The sequence below is a fragment of the Nioella aestuarii genome, from assembly GCF_050896395.1.
In the GTDB taxonomy this organism is placed as follows: domain Bacteria; phylum Pseudomonadota; class Alphaproteobacteria; order Rhodobacterales; family Rhodobacteraceae; genus Nioella; species Nioella aestuarii.
Genome location: NZ_JBPBBA010000002.1, coordinates 230,772 through 244,503, shown reverse-complemented (window position 1 = coordinate 244,503; position 13,732 = coordinate 230,772). Strand labels below are relative to the sequence as shown.

Here is a 13,732-nt window from a genome sequence, read left to right as displayed (position 1 = left end):
AGCTAAGCCTTGCCGGTGGCGGAAATGGGCGACTCATCTGGGCGGTGTTCCTGTTCAGCATGTTCACCAATGCTCTGATGCTGACAGGTCCGCTTTACATGCTTCAGGTCTATGACCGGGTGCTTGGCAGCCGATCCGAGGAAACGCTGCTTGCTTTGTCCCTGTTGGTCACGTTCCTGTTCCTGATCATGGGCATCCTCGATTACGTGCGTGGCCGGGTGGCGGCCCGCGTCGGGGCGCGGTTGCAGGACCGTCTGGATGAGCGCGTTTTCCGCGCCACGCTGGCAAGGGCCGGGCGTACCGGGCAACCCCATACCGGCCTGTCGGATCTTGAGGCGATCCAGCGACTTCTGTCTTCACCGGTGTTTCTGGCGGTTTTCGATATGCCGTGGACGCCGTTTTTCCTGATGGCGATCTTTGTGTTTCACCCCTGGCTCGGCATTCTGGCGCTTAGCGGCGGGGCATTGCTGGTTGTGATCACGCTGCTCAATCAGGCGCGATCCACGGGGCCCTTGTCCGAGGCCGGGGGCGCGTCGTTGATGGCGGACCGCATGGCCGGGCAGCTGCAGACCGAATCCGAATTGGTGCGCAGTCTAGGAATGCAAAGCCGGGCGCTGGCGCGATGGAAAGTCCTGCGGGGCAAAGCCCTGGGGCAGGGGATTGCCGCGACCGACCGGGTTGGCGGCTATACCACGTTGACCAAGACCCTGCGGCTTTTCCTGCAATCGGCGATGCTGGGGCTTGGTGCCTACCTGGTGTTGCAGGAAGAACTGACAGCCGGGGCGATGATCGCCGGGTCGATCCTGATGGGCCGGGCGCTTGCCCCGATCGAAATGGTGATTGGCCAGTGGCAAGTCATCGCCCGCGCCCGCGAGGGTCGCCTTAAGCTGCGGGAGCTGCTGAAAGAAGAACGCCAGGATCCCGCCCGCCTGCCGTTGCCGCGACCCAAGGCGATGCTGGAGGTTAACCAACTGTCCGTGGTGCCGCCCGGCCATTCGCAGGCCACCCTTCGCGGTGTCACCTTCAGGGTTCAGCCCGGGCAGGCGGTTGGAATAATCGGGCCCTCCGGTGCGGGAAAGTCAACGCTGGCCAAGGCCATTACGGGCGTGTGGAAGCCGGCTGGCGGTCAGATCCGGCTGGATGGCGCGACGCTGGATCAATATGACCCCGATACGCTTGGCCAATTGATCGGCTACCTGCCGCAGGCCGTGACGCTGTTTGACGGGACGCTGGCCGAAAATATCGCAAGACTCGAAGCGCAGCCAGATCCCGCCAAGGTGGTGCAGGCCGCGCAGCGCGCCGATGCGGATGCCCTGATACGACGCCAGAGCGAAGGCTATGACACACGGATGAGCGCGGGTGGAAGCCGGCTTTCAGGTGGCCAGATTCAACGGATCGGCTTGGCGCGGGCACTTTATGGCGACCCGGTTCTGTTGGTTCTGGATGAACCGAATTCGAACCTCGACAACGATGGGGCAGAAGCCTTGAACAGGGCGATCCGGGGCATGAAAGCGGCGGGCAATGCGGTGCTGATCATGGCGCACCGCCCGGCAGCCATCCGCGAATGCGACATGCTGCTGGTTCTGGACAATGGCGGTTCGCGCATGTTTGGGCCGCGCGATGAGGTCTTGGCCAAGGTTCTGCAAAACGCCGATCAGGTGACAGCCGCGTCGCGCGCGCCGTCAGTGACAGGGGGGATCAGCTGATGTCCGGTGATGCGTCTCAAAACGCGTGGTCCGTGCGCGGACCGATGACGTTGGGGGTTCTGGCTTTGGTGGCCCTTGTCGGCGGCTTCGGGGCCTGGGCGACCTTGTCGAATATCGCAGGTGCGGTGGTGGCGTCTGGCCAGATCGAGGTCGATCGCAACCGCCAGGCCGTGCAGCACCCTGAAGGCGGGGTGGTTCTGTCGCTTGATGTGATCGAGGGACAGCGCGTGGCCGAGGGGGACGTGCTGATGCGGCTCGACCCGTCGGACCTTCGCTCTGGCCTGTCGGTTGCCAATGCGCAGCTGAACGAATGGCGCGCTCGCCAGGCCCGACTGGAGGCGGAGCGTGACCTTGCCACCGAAATCTCCTTCCCCGCGGATTTGCTGGAAGCGGCCTCTGATGATGCCGATCTGGCCGAACTTCTGGAAGGTCAGCGCAATCTGTTCGCGGCGCGTGCAACCAGCCTGATCCAGGCCACCGACCAGCTGAACCGCCGCGCCGATCAGATCCGCGCACAGCTGGAGGGGATCGCGGCCCAAAGCGCTGCCTTGACCGATCAGCGCGACCTGGTGGAACTGGAACTGGTCAACGTGCAGGATCTGATCGACAGGGGCCTTGCGGAAGCGTCGCGCGGGCTGGCCCTGCGTCGTGAAAGCGCCCGGCTCTTGGGCACCATCGGAGAGCTGGAGGCAAGCGCCGCGGAGGCCGCGGGGCGGATCACTGAGATTGAGTTGCAGATCCTTCAAATTGAGACGGAACGCCGGGAAGAGGCCATAGCGCAACTGCGTGAGGTGCGCGTGGAACAGGCGGAATTGTCCGAGCGCGCCCGCGCCCTGAGCCGACAGATGAGCGAAACCGAAATCCGAGCACCTGTGGACGGGGTTGTTTACGGGCTGAGCGTCTTTGGGGCGCGGTCGGTTGTTCAGGCGGCGCAGCCAGTGCTTTACCTAGTGCCACAGGACCGGCCGCTGGTGATCTCGACCCGGATCGCGCCAACGAATGTGGATGAGGTTTTTGTCGGACAGGACGTAGTGCTGCGCTTCCCGGCCTTTGATTCCCGCACCACGCCGGAATTGTTCGGACAGGTGCGGCAGGTGTCTGCGGATGCATTTGTGGACGAGGCTTCCGGCGTCAGTTTCTACGAGGCCGAGATCGTTTTGAACGAAGGAGAAATCGCCCGGCTTGAGGGTGAGACGCTATTGCCGGGCATGCCGGTGGAAGCCTTCATTCGGACTGAGGACCGCACACCGATGGCTTATCTCTTGCGCCCGCTGGCGGACTATTTCAACCGGGCATTCCGCGAAAGCTAGGAGATGTCGCCGCGCCTTTGGCGCGTCGACCGGGGAACGCGCCTCGTCAGGCCCCATTGGGGCCCTCCTCGACCCGTGCTGCCGCGGACACAGGGGGAGAGGCCGGTGTGACAGCCATTGGACAGTGTTGGTGGAAGCGGTAGGAGGCCTCAGACGTGACTATTGCAGAAAAAGAAGTGGGGGAAGGTCGTTTTCGGCGCGGTCTTGGCGTGTTCGGGTGCTTGCCGGGGTCTCGTCACGCCCCTAGGGTGCGCCGCGACAGAACATCAGCGCAAAGAGGTTCGAGATGAGCAACTATGAGGCCCGACTGGCCGAGATGGGAATTAGCCTGCCCGATGCCCCGGCCCCGGCGGCGAATTACGTGCCATTCGTGGTGGTGGGGGACACGGTTTATGTGTCCGGGCAGATCTCTAGCGATGAGACCGGCCTGATCATTGGCAAAGTCGGCGACGATATGTCGACGGAAGACGGGGCTGCCGCTGCCAGGCGGTGCGCGATCAGCCTGCTGGCACAGGTCAAGGCCGCCTGTGGCGGTGATCTGGACCGGCTGGTTCGGGTGATCAAGCTGACCGGATTCGTCAATTCGACCGCCGACTATACCGATCAGCCCAAGGTGGTGAACGGTGCGTCCGATTTCCTCGTGGAAGCATTGGGTGAGGCTGGCCGCCACAGCAGATCCGCTGTTTCGGCTGCGTCTCTGCCGCTTGGTGTAGCGGTGGAGATTGAGGGGATCTTCCAGATCGCATGAGCCTGCACCCTGCCTTCCTGGCTGCGCCAATCGCGCATCGGGGGCTGCATGACCTGACCCAGGGGCGTCCGGAAAACGGGCTTTCTTCTGTGCAGGCGGCGGTCGATGCGGGATATGGGCTGGAGCTTGATCTTCAGATGTCGTCTGACGGGGTTCCCATGGTCTTTCACGACTATGAGCTGGACCGGGTGACCGGCGAGACGGGGCAGATCAAACGACGCAGCGCAGAGGATCTGGGGCAGATCAAGCTGACCGGCAGCGAGGATTGCATACCACGCCTGTCAGAGGTTCTGGCAATGGTGGCGGGGCGTGTGCCTGTGCTCTTGGAGATCAAGGAGCAATCCCGCGTCATGGGCCCTGTCAACGGGGAACTGGAACGCGCCGTGGCGGCGGAGCTGCAGGGGTATGACGGGCCGGTCGCGGTCATGAGCTTCAACCCGGCATCGGTCGCAGCGATGGCACAGGCTGCGCCGGATCTGCCGCGCGGATTGACCAGTGGCAGCTACGACGACCCGGAATGGGCCTCACTGGGGCAGGCAGCCCTGGACAAATTCCGCGCGCTGGACGGGTTTGACGAGATGGGGTGCTGTTTCATCAGCCACGATCACAAGGACCTGTCCGATCCGGCGGTGGCAGAGCTGAAGGCGCGGGGCGTTCCGGTACTGTGCTGGACAATCCGCTCGCCCGAGGCGGAGGCCGCAGCACGCCGGATTGCGGATAATGTGACGTTTGAAGGGTATCTTCCGTGACCCTGCTGCGCGGGCCTGCAGCCTTCTTGCCATGCAGACCTTGAATGCGCTGCTCATGGTTCTGGGTTCGACGACTGCCACACGCGAACTGGCGATTGATCTTCGCGCCTCATGACCCATCTTGTAAGAAGAGAAATACGGGGCGCAGATGGACGGCGACACCGCTATTGAGATCACGGCCTATGCCAGCCTGTCGGATATACCGGCAGAGGACTGGGATGCCTGCGCTTGCCCGGAAGCTGCTGATGGCGGCGCTCCGAATGACCCATTCACCACACACCGGTTTCTAAGCGCGCTGGAAGACAGCGGATCGGTCGGCCCCGGCACCGGATGGCAGCCGCGTTATCTGCTGGCGCGCGCGGCAGGGCAGGTGATTGCCGCCGCGCCGCTTTATGCCAAGGGGCACAGTCAGGGCGAGTATATCTTCGATCACAACTGGGCCCATGCCTATGAACGGGCGGGCGGGCGGTACTACCCCAAGCTGCAAATGGCGGTGCCCTTCACCCCCGCCACCGGCAAGCGGTTCCTGACCCGACCGGGCTGGGAAGAGATTGGCCGCGCAGCCCTGGTACAGGGGGCGGTTCAAGTGGCTGAGGATAACGGGCTGTCCTCGCTTCACATTACCTTTTGCACGGGCGAGGAGGCCGAAGAAGGTGCGCGAATAGGTCTGTTGCGCCGCACCACGCAGCAATTTCACTGGGAAAACGCGGGCTATGGCCGTTTCGACGATTTTCTGGGATCGCTCTCTTCACGCAAACGCAAGACAATCCGCAAGGAGCGCGCACAGGCGCAGGGCTTTGGCGGCGAGATCGTCTCACTGACCGGCGATCAACTGCTCCCCGAGCACTGGGATGCCTTCTGGCGCTTTTATCAGGACACTGGCGCCCGTAAGTGGGGCAGCCCCTACCTGACGCGCAGCTTCTTCGATATCGTCCAGGAGAGGATGCGAGATGACGCGCTGTTGGTGCTGGCAATGCGGGACGGGGTGCCAGTGGCCGGAGCGCTCAACTTCATCGGGCGAGACGTGCTGTTCGGGCGTTATTGGGGCTGCACGGAACACCATCCCTGCCTGCATTTCGAGCTGTGCTATTATCAGGCCATTGACGCTGCGATTGCGCGGGGGCTGAGCCGGGTGGAGGCGGGCGCGCAAGGGGAACATAAACTGGCGCGCGGCTATCTGCCGGTGCAGACACACTCCCTGCACTGGATCGCCGATCCCGGATTTTCCGAAGCGGTGGAGAATTATCTGGAGGCCGAACGCGCCGCGGTTGAGCAGGATATCGAGATCCTCACCGCCTTTGGGCCGTTCCGCAAGGCGCAGGTGGAGGAACAGGAATGAGCGACAGGTTGACCGGGCAGGACCGGGATGCGGCGCTGGCACCGCTGCTGGCGGCGGGGTGGCAGATGGTTGAGGGTCGCGATGCCATCGCCAAAACCTATGTCTTTCGCAATTTCATCGAGGCCTTCGGCTTCATTACCCGCGCTGCATTGTGGGCCGAGAAATGGAACCACCACCCGGAATGGTCCAATGTCTACAAAACGGTTGAGGTCACGTTGATCAGCCACGACGTAGGCGGCCTGAGCGCGCGGGATGTGAAGCTGGCGGCGAAGATGGAAGCGCTGGCGGGGTAGGTTTGGGCCGTCCAGCCATGCCTGATCTTTTGTGATCTCAAGCCTCCCGGTGAGCTGTCGACACTATTTGGAAGTGCGATTGGGCGCGTGCATATGCAGGGTCCGGGCCACGCCTTTCGCGCCTCGTCAATTGGTTTTCGAATTGAATAATTGACACAGATCAATGCATCATTTGGCAATCCTGATCTTCTGGAACCTTCGACAATCGCTGAAAGGAGGAGACAGCGATGGAACGGCTAGTCTTTTCAGGTGCTGCCATTGCAGCGTTGTTTTTGGCCGCGACAAGTGTCGTCGCCCAAGAGGAATCCGGTCGCCAGGAATACATGATCGCTTGCGCCGGGTGCCATGGTGAGTCTGCGAGGGGGGACGGCCCGCTGGCCAGTCTTTTGAATATCCACACCCCCAATCTTACGATGCTCTCGGAAAACGTTGGGAATGGCGAGTTTCCCTTCGAATACACGCTGTGGATGATAGATGGTCGCCGGATCATCAGGGCGCATGGCAGTGAAATGCCGGTCTGGGGTGATCGCTATCAAGCGTCTTCCACAAGCGAGCGGGGAGAGAGCGACGACATGATCGTCAGAGGACGCATCCTGTCGCTGGTCTACTATCTGGAATCGATCCAGGAGTAGAGTGGTTGGCCGGGCGACCTGGCACAAGGGTCGCCTGGACCCCGATCCCCTGGCCAGTCAAAAAGGGCGCCCGAAGGCGCCCCCAATCTCAGATCTTTTCCAGCAGTTCTTCGCCTACGGTCAGCTTGCAGGCACCTGCTTCCTCTTCGAGGTTCAGGGCCTTTACAACCCCGTCCTCAGCCATCAATGCGAAGCGCTGGCAGCGGTTGTAGAGGCCCACGACAGGCGCGGAGAACTCCAGCCCGATGGCGCGCGTGAAATCGCCTGCCGCGTCTGCCAACATGGTGATGCCTGCCTCGGTCGCGCCGGTGTGCTGGCCCCAGGCGGTCATTGCGAAGGGGTCGTTGACGGCGATGCAAATCACCTCGTCCACGCCCTTCTCGGCAAATGCCTCGCGGGTGCGCATGAAGCTGGGTAGATGAGTGGCAGAACAGCCCCGAGTAAAGGCGCCCGGCAGGCCGAAGATCACCACTTTGCGACCGTTCAGTTTTGGTGCCAGCGGCACCTCTTCTGGGCCGTTCTCGCTAAAGATCAAAAAAGTGGTTTCCGGCAACTTGTCACCAACTGTAATCGCCATGGTTTTCCTCGTGGGCTGATTGGGTTACGCAGTCGATATAGATCAATGGCTGGCAGGTGCCAGAGCGCAGGAGGAATTTCATGTCTCATGTGGTCGTGATCGGGGCCGGGCAGGCCGGATCATCGCTTGTGGCGAAGCTGCGGTCCTCGGGATTCGAGGGGGAAATCACCCTGATCGGTGAAGAAAACGCCCCACCCTATCAGCGCCCGCCGCTGTCCAAGGCATATCTGTTGGGCGATATGGAAAAGGAACGTCTGTTCCTGCGCCCCGAGAGTTACTACGCCGAAAATGGAATCACCTTGAAACTTGGCCAGCCGGTAACGGCGATAGACGCGGCCGCAAAGACCGTGACTGTCGGCGGTGAAACGCTGTCATACGATCAGCTTGCGCTGACCACCGGGTCCATTCCCCGCCGTCTGCCCGCCAGCATCGGGGGTGAACTTGATGGCGTGTTCACCGTACGAGACCTGAATGACGTGGATGCCATGGCGCCAGAAGTGACCGAGGGTCGCCGCGTGCTGATCGTCGGCGGCGGCTATATCGGGTTGGAGGCTGCGGCGGTCTGCGCAAAGAAGGGGATGCAGGTAACGCTGGTCGAAATGGCCGACCGCATCCTGCAACGTGTAGCCTCGCCCCAGACGTCAGACTACTTCCGCGACCTCCACAAATCCCATGGCGTTGATATCCGTGAGGGCGTTGGCCTGACCCGGCTGACGGGCGAAGGGCGCGTATCCGGCGCAGTGCTGTCCGACGGGTCTGAATTGGCGCTCGACATGGTGATCGTGGGTGTGGGCATCGTGCCCGCCACCGGCCCCGCCGAAATGGCCGGGGTCGAGCTGGAAAACGGCATCAGGACAGATGCCCATGGCCGCACCTCCGATCCGTCGATCTGGGCGGCGGGCGACTGTGCGTCCTTTCCCTACAAGGGCGCGCGCATCCGGCTGGAAAGCGTGCAGAATGCCATTGATCAGGCAGAATGCGTGGCAGCGAATATCATGGGCGAAGGCAAGGACTATGTGCCAGAGCCGTGGTTTTGGTCCGATCAGTATGACACCAAGCTGCAAATCGCGGGGCTGAACACCGGCTACGATGATATCGTGACTCGCAAGGCCGATGGCACCCTGTCCTTCTGGTACTACAAGGGCGATCAGTTTCTTGCCGTCGATGCTATCAACGATCCGCGCGGCTACATGGTTGGCAAACGGCTTCTGTCCATGGGCAAATCGCCAGACAAGGCCGCCGTGGCCGACCCAGAGACCGAGCTGAAGGCGCTGTTGAAGGCGTGAGGATCATCGCAGGCAACCACAAGGGCAAGCGGCTCGCCTCTGTCGGCAAGGGCGATGCGGGCGCGCATTTGCGCCCCACGTCCGACCGGGTGCGGGAGAGCCTGTTCAACCTGCTGGTGAATGGCGGTTATGGTGATCCGATCACTGATGCCCGTGTGCTGGATCTTTTCGCAGGCACCGGCGCGCTTGGGTTGGAGGCGCTGTCGCGCGGTGCGGCTTTCGCCTGTTTCGTCGATGACGGCACCGCGGCACGGGCATTGTTACGCGAAAACATAGGGCTTTGTTCCGCGCAAGGGACGTCCAAGGTCTTCCGCCGCGACGCCACCAAGCTTGGCGAGGCGCAGCAGCCTCCGTTCGACCTGGTCTTCCTCGATCCGCCCTACGGCAAGGGCTTGGGGGAAAAGGCATTGGCGGCGGCAATAGCGGGTGGCTGGCTGGCGCCCGATGCGCTGATCGTATGGGAAGAGAACACAGTGCCCACCCCGCCTGCCAGCTGCGAGCAGCTTGACCAGCGCCGTTATGGCGACACGCTGATCACGATCCTGCGCTATGAAGGAGCCCCCGAATGACCCGCCCTGATCTGGTGATTTTCGACTGCGACGGTGTGCTGGTTGATTCAGAGACCGTCTCGAACGAGGTGCTGGCCCGGAACCTCAGCCGCCACGGTCTGCCCATGACAACGGACCGCAGCATGGAGTTGTTTGTCGGGGGGACGATGCGGGGTGTTGGGGAACAGGCACGTCTGATGGGGGCCGATCTGCCAGACGCTTGGATCGACGAAATCTATGATGAAATCTATTCGGCGCTGCGTGCAGGCGTCGACGTGATCGCAGGCATACCAGAGCTGCTGGACCAGCTTGATGCCATAGGCATTCCTTATGCGGTCGGATCGAACGGCAGCGAAGCGAAGATGGAGATCACCCTTGGCCAGAATGGCCTGCTGGACCGGTTCGGTGACGCGATATTCTCGGCCCATACGCTCAAGACCGCAAAACCCGATCCGGGCCTTTACCTCGCTGCTGCCGCGCATTTCAATGTGGACTCGTCCCGCGCTGTGGTGGTGGAGGACAGTGCCACCGGGGCGACGGCGGCCGCCCGCGCAGGTATGCGATGTCTTGGCTACGCACCCCATGGCGATGGCGCGGCGCTCATGGCGACGGGGGCAGAGGTTTTTGACAGCATGTTCGCGGTGCCGGGTCTGATCGGCTTGAAAGCCGCGGCGGAATGATCCTGCCCGAACATCACTGTCCCGGCTGCGGTGCGGCGCAAAGGGCCTTTCCCCGATATCCTTGGCACCTCTGCAATGATTGCTTGCACTTGGCCCGCGATGGCAGGGGACAAGCCGTTGAGTTCGCCAACGCATCACTCAGCGGCGGGCTGGTCTGGCGCATCAAAGGGGAGCAGGACTGGCTGGAGGCAACCTATGTTCTGTGCCTGATCCATGACCGCCCCGTTCTGGTGCATGAGGCACGGTTTGGCGGTGTGGTGGCCGAACCGGTGCCGGAACTGCCGCTAGGCCGTCTGCACGGGCTGATTGATCTGCGAAAAGCCTGCGCAATCTAGTCCTAGCGGTCCTTGTCCCCCGGGCCACAATATGCGACCGTCGCGGCCAATCAGAACATAACAGAGCAGCCTGACCGACCCTCATGCCGGCCCCTTCCGATTTGCTATCTTCCGTCTTCGGCTTTTCCGCGTTCCGTCCGGGACAGGAGGAGATCGTGGAGGCCGTGACCGCAGGCCGCGATGTGCTGGCGATTATGCCGACGGGCGGGGGCAAGTCGCTGTGTTTTCAGCTGCCGGCGCTTTGCCGCGAGGGGCTGACGGTGGTCATCTCTCCGCTCATCGCGCTGATGCGTGACCAGGTGCGGGGCCTGAAAGAGGCAGGGGTAGAGGCCGGGGCTCTGACCTCTGGCAATACAGAGGACGAAACCGATTCTGTCTGGCGCGGGCTGGAAGAGGGCACGCTCAAGCTGCTTTATATCGCGCCCGAACGGCTCGCCTCAGGCGGTACGGAGCGAATGCTGTCGTGCGCAGGTGTCAGTCTCATCGCTGTGGATGAGGCGCATTGCGTCAGCCAATGGGGCCATGATTTTCGCCCCGATTACCTGCGTATCGGTGAATTGCGCAGATCACTCGACGTGCCTTTGGCCGCGTTCACCGCCACGGCGGATGCCGAAACGCGGGCCGAGATCATCTCGCGTCTGTTCAGCGAAGCCAACCCGCCGGAAACCTTCCTGCGGGGCTTCGACCGGCCCAACCTGACACTGGCCTTCGATGTGAAGAACCAGCCGCGCAATCAGATCCTGGCCTTTGCCGCTGCCCGCAAGGGCCAGTCTGGCATCGTTTATTGCGGCACACGGGCCAAGACCGAAACACTGGCGCAGGCGCTGCGCGAGGCGGGGCACAATGCCTGCCACTACCACGGCGGGATGGAGGCCGAGGATCGCCGCATCGTCGAACGCCGCTTCGCGCAGGAGGATGGGCTGGTCGTAGTGGCCACGATTGCCTTCGGCATGGGTGTGGACAAGCCAGATATCCGGTGGGTGGCCCATGCGGACCTGCCGAAATCCATCGAGGCCTATTACCAAGAAATCGGCCGCGCGGGTCGCGATGGCGCGCCTGCCGATACGCTGACCCTGTTTGGTCCCGATGACATCCGCTTTCGCCGCCAGCAGATCGACGAGGGCCTCGCTCCGCCTGACCGCAAATCCGCCGATCACGCCCGGCTGAATGCGCTGCTCGGGTTGGCCGAGGCCACTGGGTGCCGTCGTCAGGTGCTGCTTGGCTACTTCGGCGAAGACCCGGGGCCTTGCGGCAACTGCGATATGTGCAACGAACCGCCTGACCTTTTCGACGGCGGGGTCGCGGTTCAAAAAGCACTGTCGGCCATGCTGCGCACCGGTGAAAGCTTCGGCGCGGGGCATCTGATCGACATTCTGATCGGGGCCGATACCGACAAGGTGCGCCAGCGCGGCCACGACGCGCTGCCCACCTTTGGCGTTGGCACGGAATTCGACCGGCGCGGCTGGCAAGCGGTGTTCAGGCAGATGGCGGCGCATGATCTCGTGCGCCCCGATCCCGACCGTCACGGCGCACTTTTCATGACCGACAAGGCGCGGCCCATCTTGCGCGGCGAGGAGGGTATCACCCTACGCCGTGACACGATCCGCAAGGCTGCCCGCCGCCCGGCAGTGAAAATGCTGGTCAGTGAAGAAGACGCGCCGCTGCTGTCTGCCCTGAAAGCCAAGCGTCGGGCATTGGCGGAAGAGGCGGGCGTGCCTGCCTATGTGATCTTCACCGACAAGACGCTGATCGAAATGGCTGAAACCCGGCCCGAAACGCTCGACCAGATGGCGCGTGTCGGCGGTGTTGGGGCCACCAAGCTGGACCGCTATGGCGCGACCTTCCTTGAGGTCATCACCGGCGAAGCTGCCGAATCCACCCATCCGCAGCGCCGGAAACTGGCCGGGCGAGAGGCGGGGGCTATATACGATCAATTGATGCAGGCGCAGGCAGGGTTGGCGCGTGGCGAGATGGGGACGGAGAAATATCTCTCCTGCACCCATTCCACGATCCGCCAGATCGCCGAACGCCGCCCGGGTTCGCTGGAAGACCTTGCGCGGATTCAGGGAATGGGGGAACTGAAAGTGGAACGCTTCGGACCAGCGTTTCTCGATGTGATAAGGGAAAGCGAATGCTGATCGTCGTCTCACCGGCCAAGAAACTCGACTGGACACTGCGCGAGGTGGAAATGACCACGCCGATGTTCCAAGAGGACGCCGATCATCTGGCAGAGGTCGCGCAGGGCCTGTCCGTGGCCGAGTTGCAGAAGCTCATGCATATCAGCGAAAGCCTCGGCAAACTGAACCACGATCGCTTTGCCCGCTTTCATGACAATGCCGACAAGCGGCCCGCCGTGCTGGCCTTCGCGGGTGACACCTATACAGGGCTGGAGGCCGCCAGCCTCGATGCAGATGAAATGGTGTTTGCGCAGGATCACTTGCGGATTCTGTCGGGGCTTTATGGCCTTTTGCGCCCGCTGGATGCGATGCAGGAATACCGGTTGGAGATGGGCAGCCGCCTGAAAACGGAGCGGGGGCGGTCTCTCTATGACTACTGGGGTGACCAGATTGCCGAAGCGCTGAACGCCGAGGCAGACAGGCTGGGGACCAATACGCTGATCAACTGCGCCTCGGTGGAGTATTTCACTGCCGTGAAACCCGAGGCGATACGTCTCAACGTCATCACGCCCCAGTTTCTTGAGGAAAAGCCGGGCGGTCCCAAGGTGGTCAGCTTTTTCGCCAAGAAAGCACGCGGAGCGATGGCGCGGTTCATCATCCAGAACCGGCTGAAGGACCCTGACAGCATCCTCGATTTCGAAATGGGCGGGTATCGGTATGCCCCCGATCTCAGCGCACCTGGGCGTCCGGCCTTTTATCGCCCCGCGATGGCCGAGGCATAGGGCGGCCAAGCGGTTTGCAAACCGCTTGCAAGGGCCTTGCAAGGCCCTTTAACGCGCTTCAAGCGCGTTGGCGCGCTCTCAACAGACCGTACATCCCATATCACGGGTCGGGGTCACTGGGCGGTAGCCCTCTGCCAGCACCCGTACCATGCCGCCCGCAACATCGATCACCGGAACGTCCACAAGCCCCGCAATCTGGCGCGATGCGCGAGAGGTGCGGTTCCCGGTCCGGCAGATCAAAGCAAGGCTCTGCCCCTCTTGCAGATGCGGGCGCACTTCGGACAGAAAGCTATCGCGATCGGCATATGTGATCAGCAGGGCGCCTTCTACAACACCGGTATCCTGCCATTCCTCGGGCCGCCGGATATCGACCAGAAGAACCGATGGGTCACTGGCCAAGCTTTCGCCCGAGAGGGAGGCCAACGTCAGGTTCTCCGGCCGGCCCCCACGCCCGAACAGAAAGCCGGCAGCCGCTATGGCAAGTGCGGCGGCGGAACCGAAGGAAAGAAAAATGCGTCTGTTCATGGCGGGTCATTCGGTGTGCAGATCTCGATTGCGGCGCATGTAGGCCTGCGAGCACTATGCTTCAACCGTGCAGTTTCGGTGGCGTTGTCGCAGGCTTCATGATCT

Annotated in this window: 15 protein-coding genes; 13 read left to right on the top strand and 2 right to left on the bottom strand. The window is 62.4% G+C overall.

Annotated features, from left to right (window positions below; all coding sequences use genetic code 11):
• Positions 1-44: 44 nt before the first annotated feature.
• The 7 genes from ACROHD_RS02765 to ACROHD_RS02735 all read left to right on the top strand — a co-directional run bounded on the left by ACROHD_RS02765 (position 45) and on the right by ACROHD_RS02735 (position 6,777).
• Positions 45-1,706, top strand: coding sequence for a type I secretion system permease/ATPase (locus ACROHD_RS02765; RefSeq protein ID WP_432675794.1), 1,662 nt, complete (start codon positions 45-47; stop codon positions 1,704-1,706).
• Positions 1,706-3,016, top strand: a complete 1,311-nt coding sequence (locus ACROHD_RS02760) for an HlyD family type I secretion periplasmic adaptor subunit (protein ID WP_432675793.1) — start codon at positions 1,706-1,708, stop codon at positions 3,014-3,016. Before ACROHD_RS02765 ends, ACROHD_RS02760 begins: the two co-directional genes overlap by 1 nt.
• A gap of 286 nt (positions 3,017-3,302) precedes the next feature.
• The gene (locus ACROHD_RS02755) at positions 3,303-3,764 is read left to right on the top strand and encodes a RidA family protein (protein ID WP_432675791.1); all 462 of its coding nucleotides are present in this window, start codon (positions 3,303-3,305) and stop codon (positions 3,762-3,764) included.
• Complete coding sequence (locus tag ACROHD_RS02750) at positions 3,761-4,513, top strand: glycerophosphodiester phosphodiesterase family protein (protein ID WP_432675790.1); 753 nt, start codon at positions 3,761-3,763, stop codon at positions 4,511-4,513. The genes ACROHD_RS02755 and ACROHD_RS02750 overlap by 4 nt, the downstream gene beginning before the upstream one ends.
• A 148-nt stretch (positions 4,514-4,661) precedes the next feature.
• Positions 4,662-5,852, top strand: a complete 1,191-nt coding sequence (locus ACROHD_RS02745) for a GNAT family N-acetyltransferase (protein WP_432675789.1) — start codon at positions 4,662-4,664, stop codon at positions 5,850-5,852.
• The gene (locus ACROHD_RS02740; protein WP_432675788.1) at positions 5,849-6,145 is read left to right on the top strand and encodes a 4a-hydroxytetrahydrobiopterin dehydratase; all 297 of its coding nucleotides are present in this window, start codon (positions 5,849-5,851) and stop codon (positions 6,143-6,145) included. Before ACROHD_RS02745 ends, ACROHD_RS02740 begins: the two co-directional genes overlap by 4 nt.
• 227 nt (positions 6,146-6,372) lie before the next feature.
• A complete protein-coding gene (locus ACROHD_RS02735; RefSeq protein WP_432675787.1) occupies positions 6,373-6,777 on the top strand; it encodes a c-type cytochrome in 405 nt (134 codons plus the stop codon).
• Between the two features lie 88 nt (positions 6,778-6,865).
• Here the strand turns inward: ACROHD_RS02735 and ACROHD_RS02730 are convergent, their stop codons facing one another.
• Positions 6,866-7,354, bottom strand: coding sequence for a peroxiredoxin (locus ACROHD_RS02730; RefSeq protein WP_432675786.1), 489 nt, complete (start codon positions 7,352-7,354; stop codon positions 6,866-6,868).
• Between the two features lie 80 nt (positions 7,355-7,434).
• On the opposite strand from ACROHD_RS02730, the gene ACROHD_RS02725 reads away from it, so the two are divergent.
• The 6 genes from ACROHD_RS02725 to yaaA all read left to right on the top strand — a co-directional run bounded on the left by ACROHD_RS02725 (position 7,435) and on the right by yaaA (position 13,102).
• Positions 7,435-8,640 carry an NAD(P)/FAD-dependent oxidoreductase gene (locus ACROHD_RS02725; RefSeq protein WP_432675785.1) on the top strand — a complete coding sequence of 402 codons (1,206 nt, stop codon included), beginning with the start codon at positions 7,435-7,437 and terminating at the stop codon, positions 8,638-8,640.
• Positions 8,637-9,209: a 16S rRNA (guanine(966)-N(2))-methyltransferase RsmD gene (gene rsmD, locus ACROHD_RS02720; protein ID WP_432675784.1), complete on the top strand. Its 573-nt coding sequence runs from the start codon at positions 8,637-8,639 to the stop codon at positions 9,207-9,209. Before ACROHD_RS02725 ends, rsmD begins: the two co-directional genes overlap by 4 nt.
• Positions 9,206-9,868, top strand: a complete 663-nt coding sequence (locus ACROHD_RS02715; RefSeq protein ID WP_432675783.1) for an HAD family hydrolase — start codon at positions 9,206-9,208, stop codon at positions 9,866-9,868. The genes rsmD and ACROHD_RS02715 overlap by 4 nt, the downstream gene beginning before the upstream one ends.
• An 89-nt stretch (positions 9,869-9,957) precedes the next feature.
• A complete protein-coding gene (locus ACROHD_RS02710) occupies positions 9,958-10,203 on the top strand; it encodes a hypothetical protein (protein ID WP_432675782.1) in 246 nt (81 codons plus the stop codon).
• Positions 10,204-10,286: 83 nt separating this feature from the next.
• On the top strand, positions 10,287-12,341 hold the full coding sequence (gene recQ, locus ACROHD_RS02705) for a DNA helicase RecQ (protein ID WP_432675781.1): 2,055 nt from the start codon (positions 10,287-10,289) through the stop codon (positions 12,339-12,341).
• Positions 12,335-13,102, top strand: coding sequence for a peroxide stress protein YaaA (gene yaaA, locus ACROHD_RS02700; protein ID WP_432675780.1), 768 nt, complete (start codon positions 12,335-12,337; stop codon positions 13,100-13,102). Before recQ ends, yaaA begins: the two co-directional genes overlap by 7 nt.
• A gap of 78 nt (positions 13,103-13,180) precedes the next feature.
• On the opposite strand, the gene ACROHD_RS02695 is transcribed toward yaaA, so the two are convergent.
• The gene (locus ACROHD_RS02695; protein WP_432675779.1) at positions 13,181-13,627 is read right to left on the bottom strand and encodes a rhodanese-like domain-containing protein; all 447 of its coding nucleotides are present in this window, start codon (positions 13,625-13,627) and stop codon (positions 13,181-13,183) included.
• Positions 13,628-13,732: the final 105 nt, after the last annotated feature.

Excerpts from the sequence above, each read along its gene's own strand:
- ACROHD_RS02760 (WP_432675793.1), top strand. The coding sequence starts at position 1,706 with ATGTCCGGTGATGCGTCTCAAAACGCGTGGTCCGTGCGCGGACCGATG.
- ACROHD_RS02755 (WP_432675791.1), top strand. The coding sequence starts at position 3,303 with ATGAGCAACTATGAGGCCCGACTGGCCGAGATGGGAATTAGCCTGCCC.
- ACROHD_RS02750 (WP_432675790.1), top strand. The coding sequence starts at position 3,761 with ATGAGCCTGCACCCTGCCTTCCTGGCTGCGCCAATCGCGCATCGGGGG.
- ACROHD_RS02745 (WP_432675789.1), top strand. The coding sequence starts at position 4,662 with ATGGACGGCGACACCGCTATTGAGATCACGGCCTATGCCAGCCTGTCG.
- ACROHD_RS02740 (WP_432675788.1), top strand. The coding sequence starts at position 5,849 with ATGAGCGACAGGTTGACCGGGCAGGACCGGGATGCGGCGCTGGCACCG.
- ACROHD_RS02735 (WP_432675787.1), top strand. The coding sequence starts at position 6,373 with ATGGAACGGCTAGTCTTTTCAGGTGCTGCCATTGCAGCGTTGTTTTTG.
- ACROHD_RS02730 (WP_432675786.1), bottom strand. The coding sequence starts at position 7,354 with ATGGCGATTACAGTTGGTGACAAGTTGCCGGAAACCACTTTTTTGATC.
- ACROHD_RS02725 (WP_432675785.1), top strand. The coding sequence starts at position 7,435 with ATGTCTCATGTGGTCGTGATCGGGGCCGGGCAGGCCGGATCATCGCTT.
- ACROHD_RS02715 (WP_432675783.1), top strand. The coding sequence starts at position 9,206 with ATGACCCGCCCTGATCTGGTGATTTTCGACTGCGACGGTGTGCTGGTT.
- recQ (WP_432675781.1), top strand. The coding sequence starts at position 10,287 with ATGCCGGCCCCTTCCGATTTGCTATCTTCCGTCTTCGGCTTTTCCGCG.
- yaaA (WP_432675780.1), top strand. The coding sequence starts at position 12,335 with ATGCTGATCGTCGTCTCACCGGCCAAGAAACTCGACTGGACACTGCGC.
- ACROHD_RS02695 (WP_432675779.1), bottom strand. The coding sequence starts at position 13,627 with ATGAACAGACGCATTTTTCTTTCCTTCGGTTCCGCCGCCGCACTTGCC.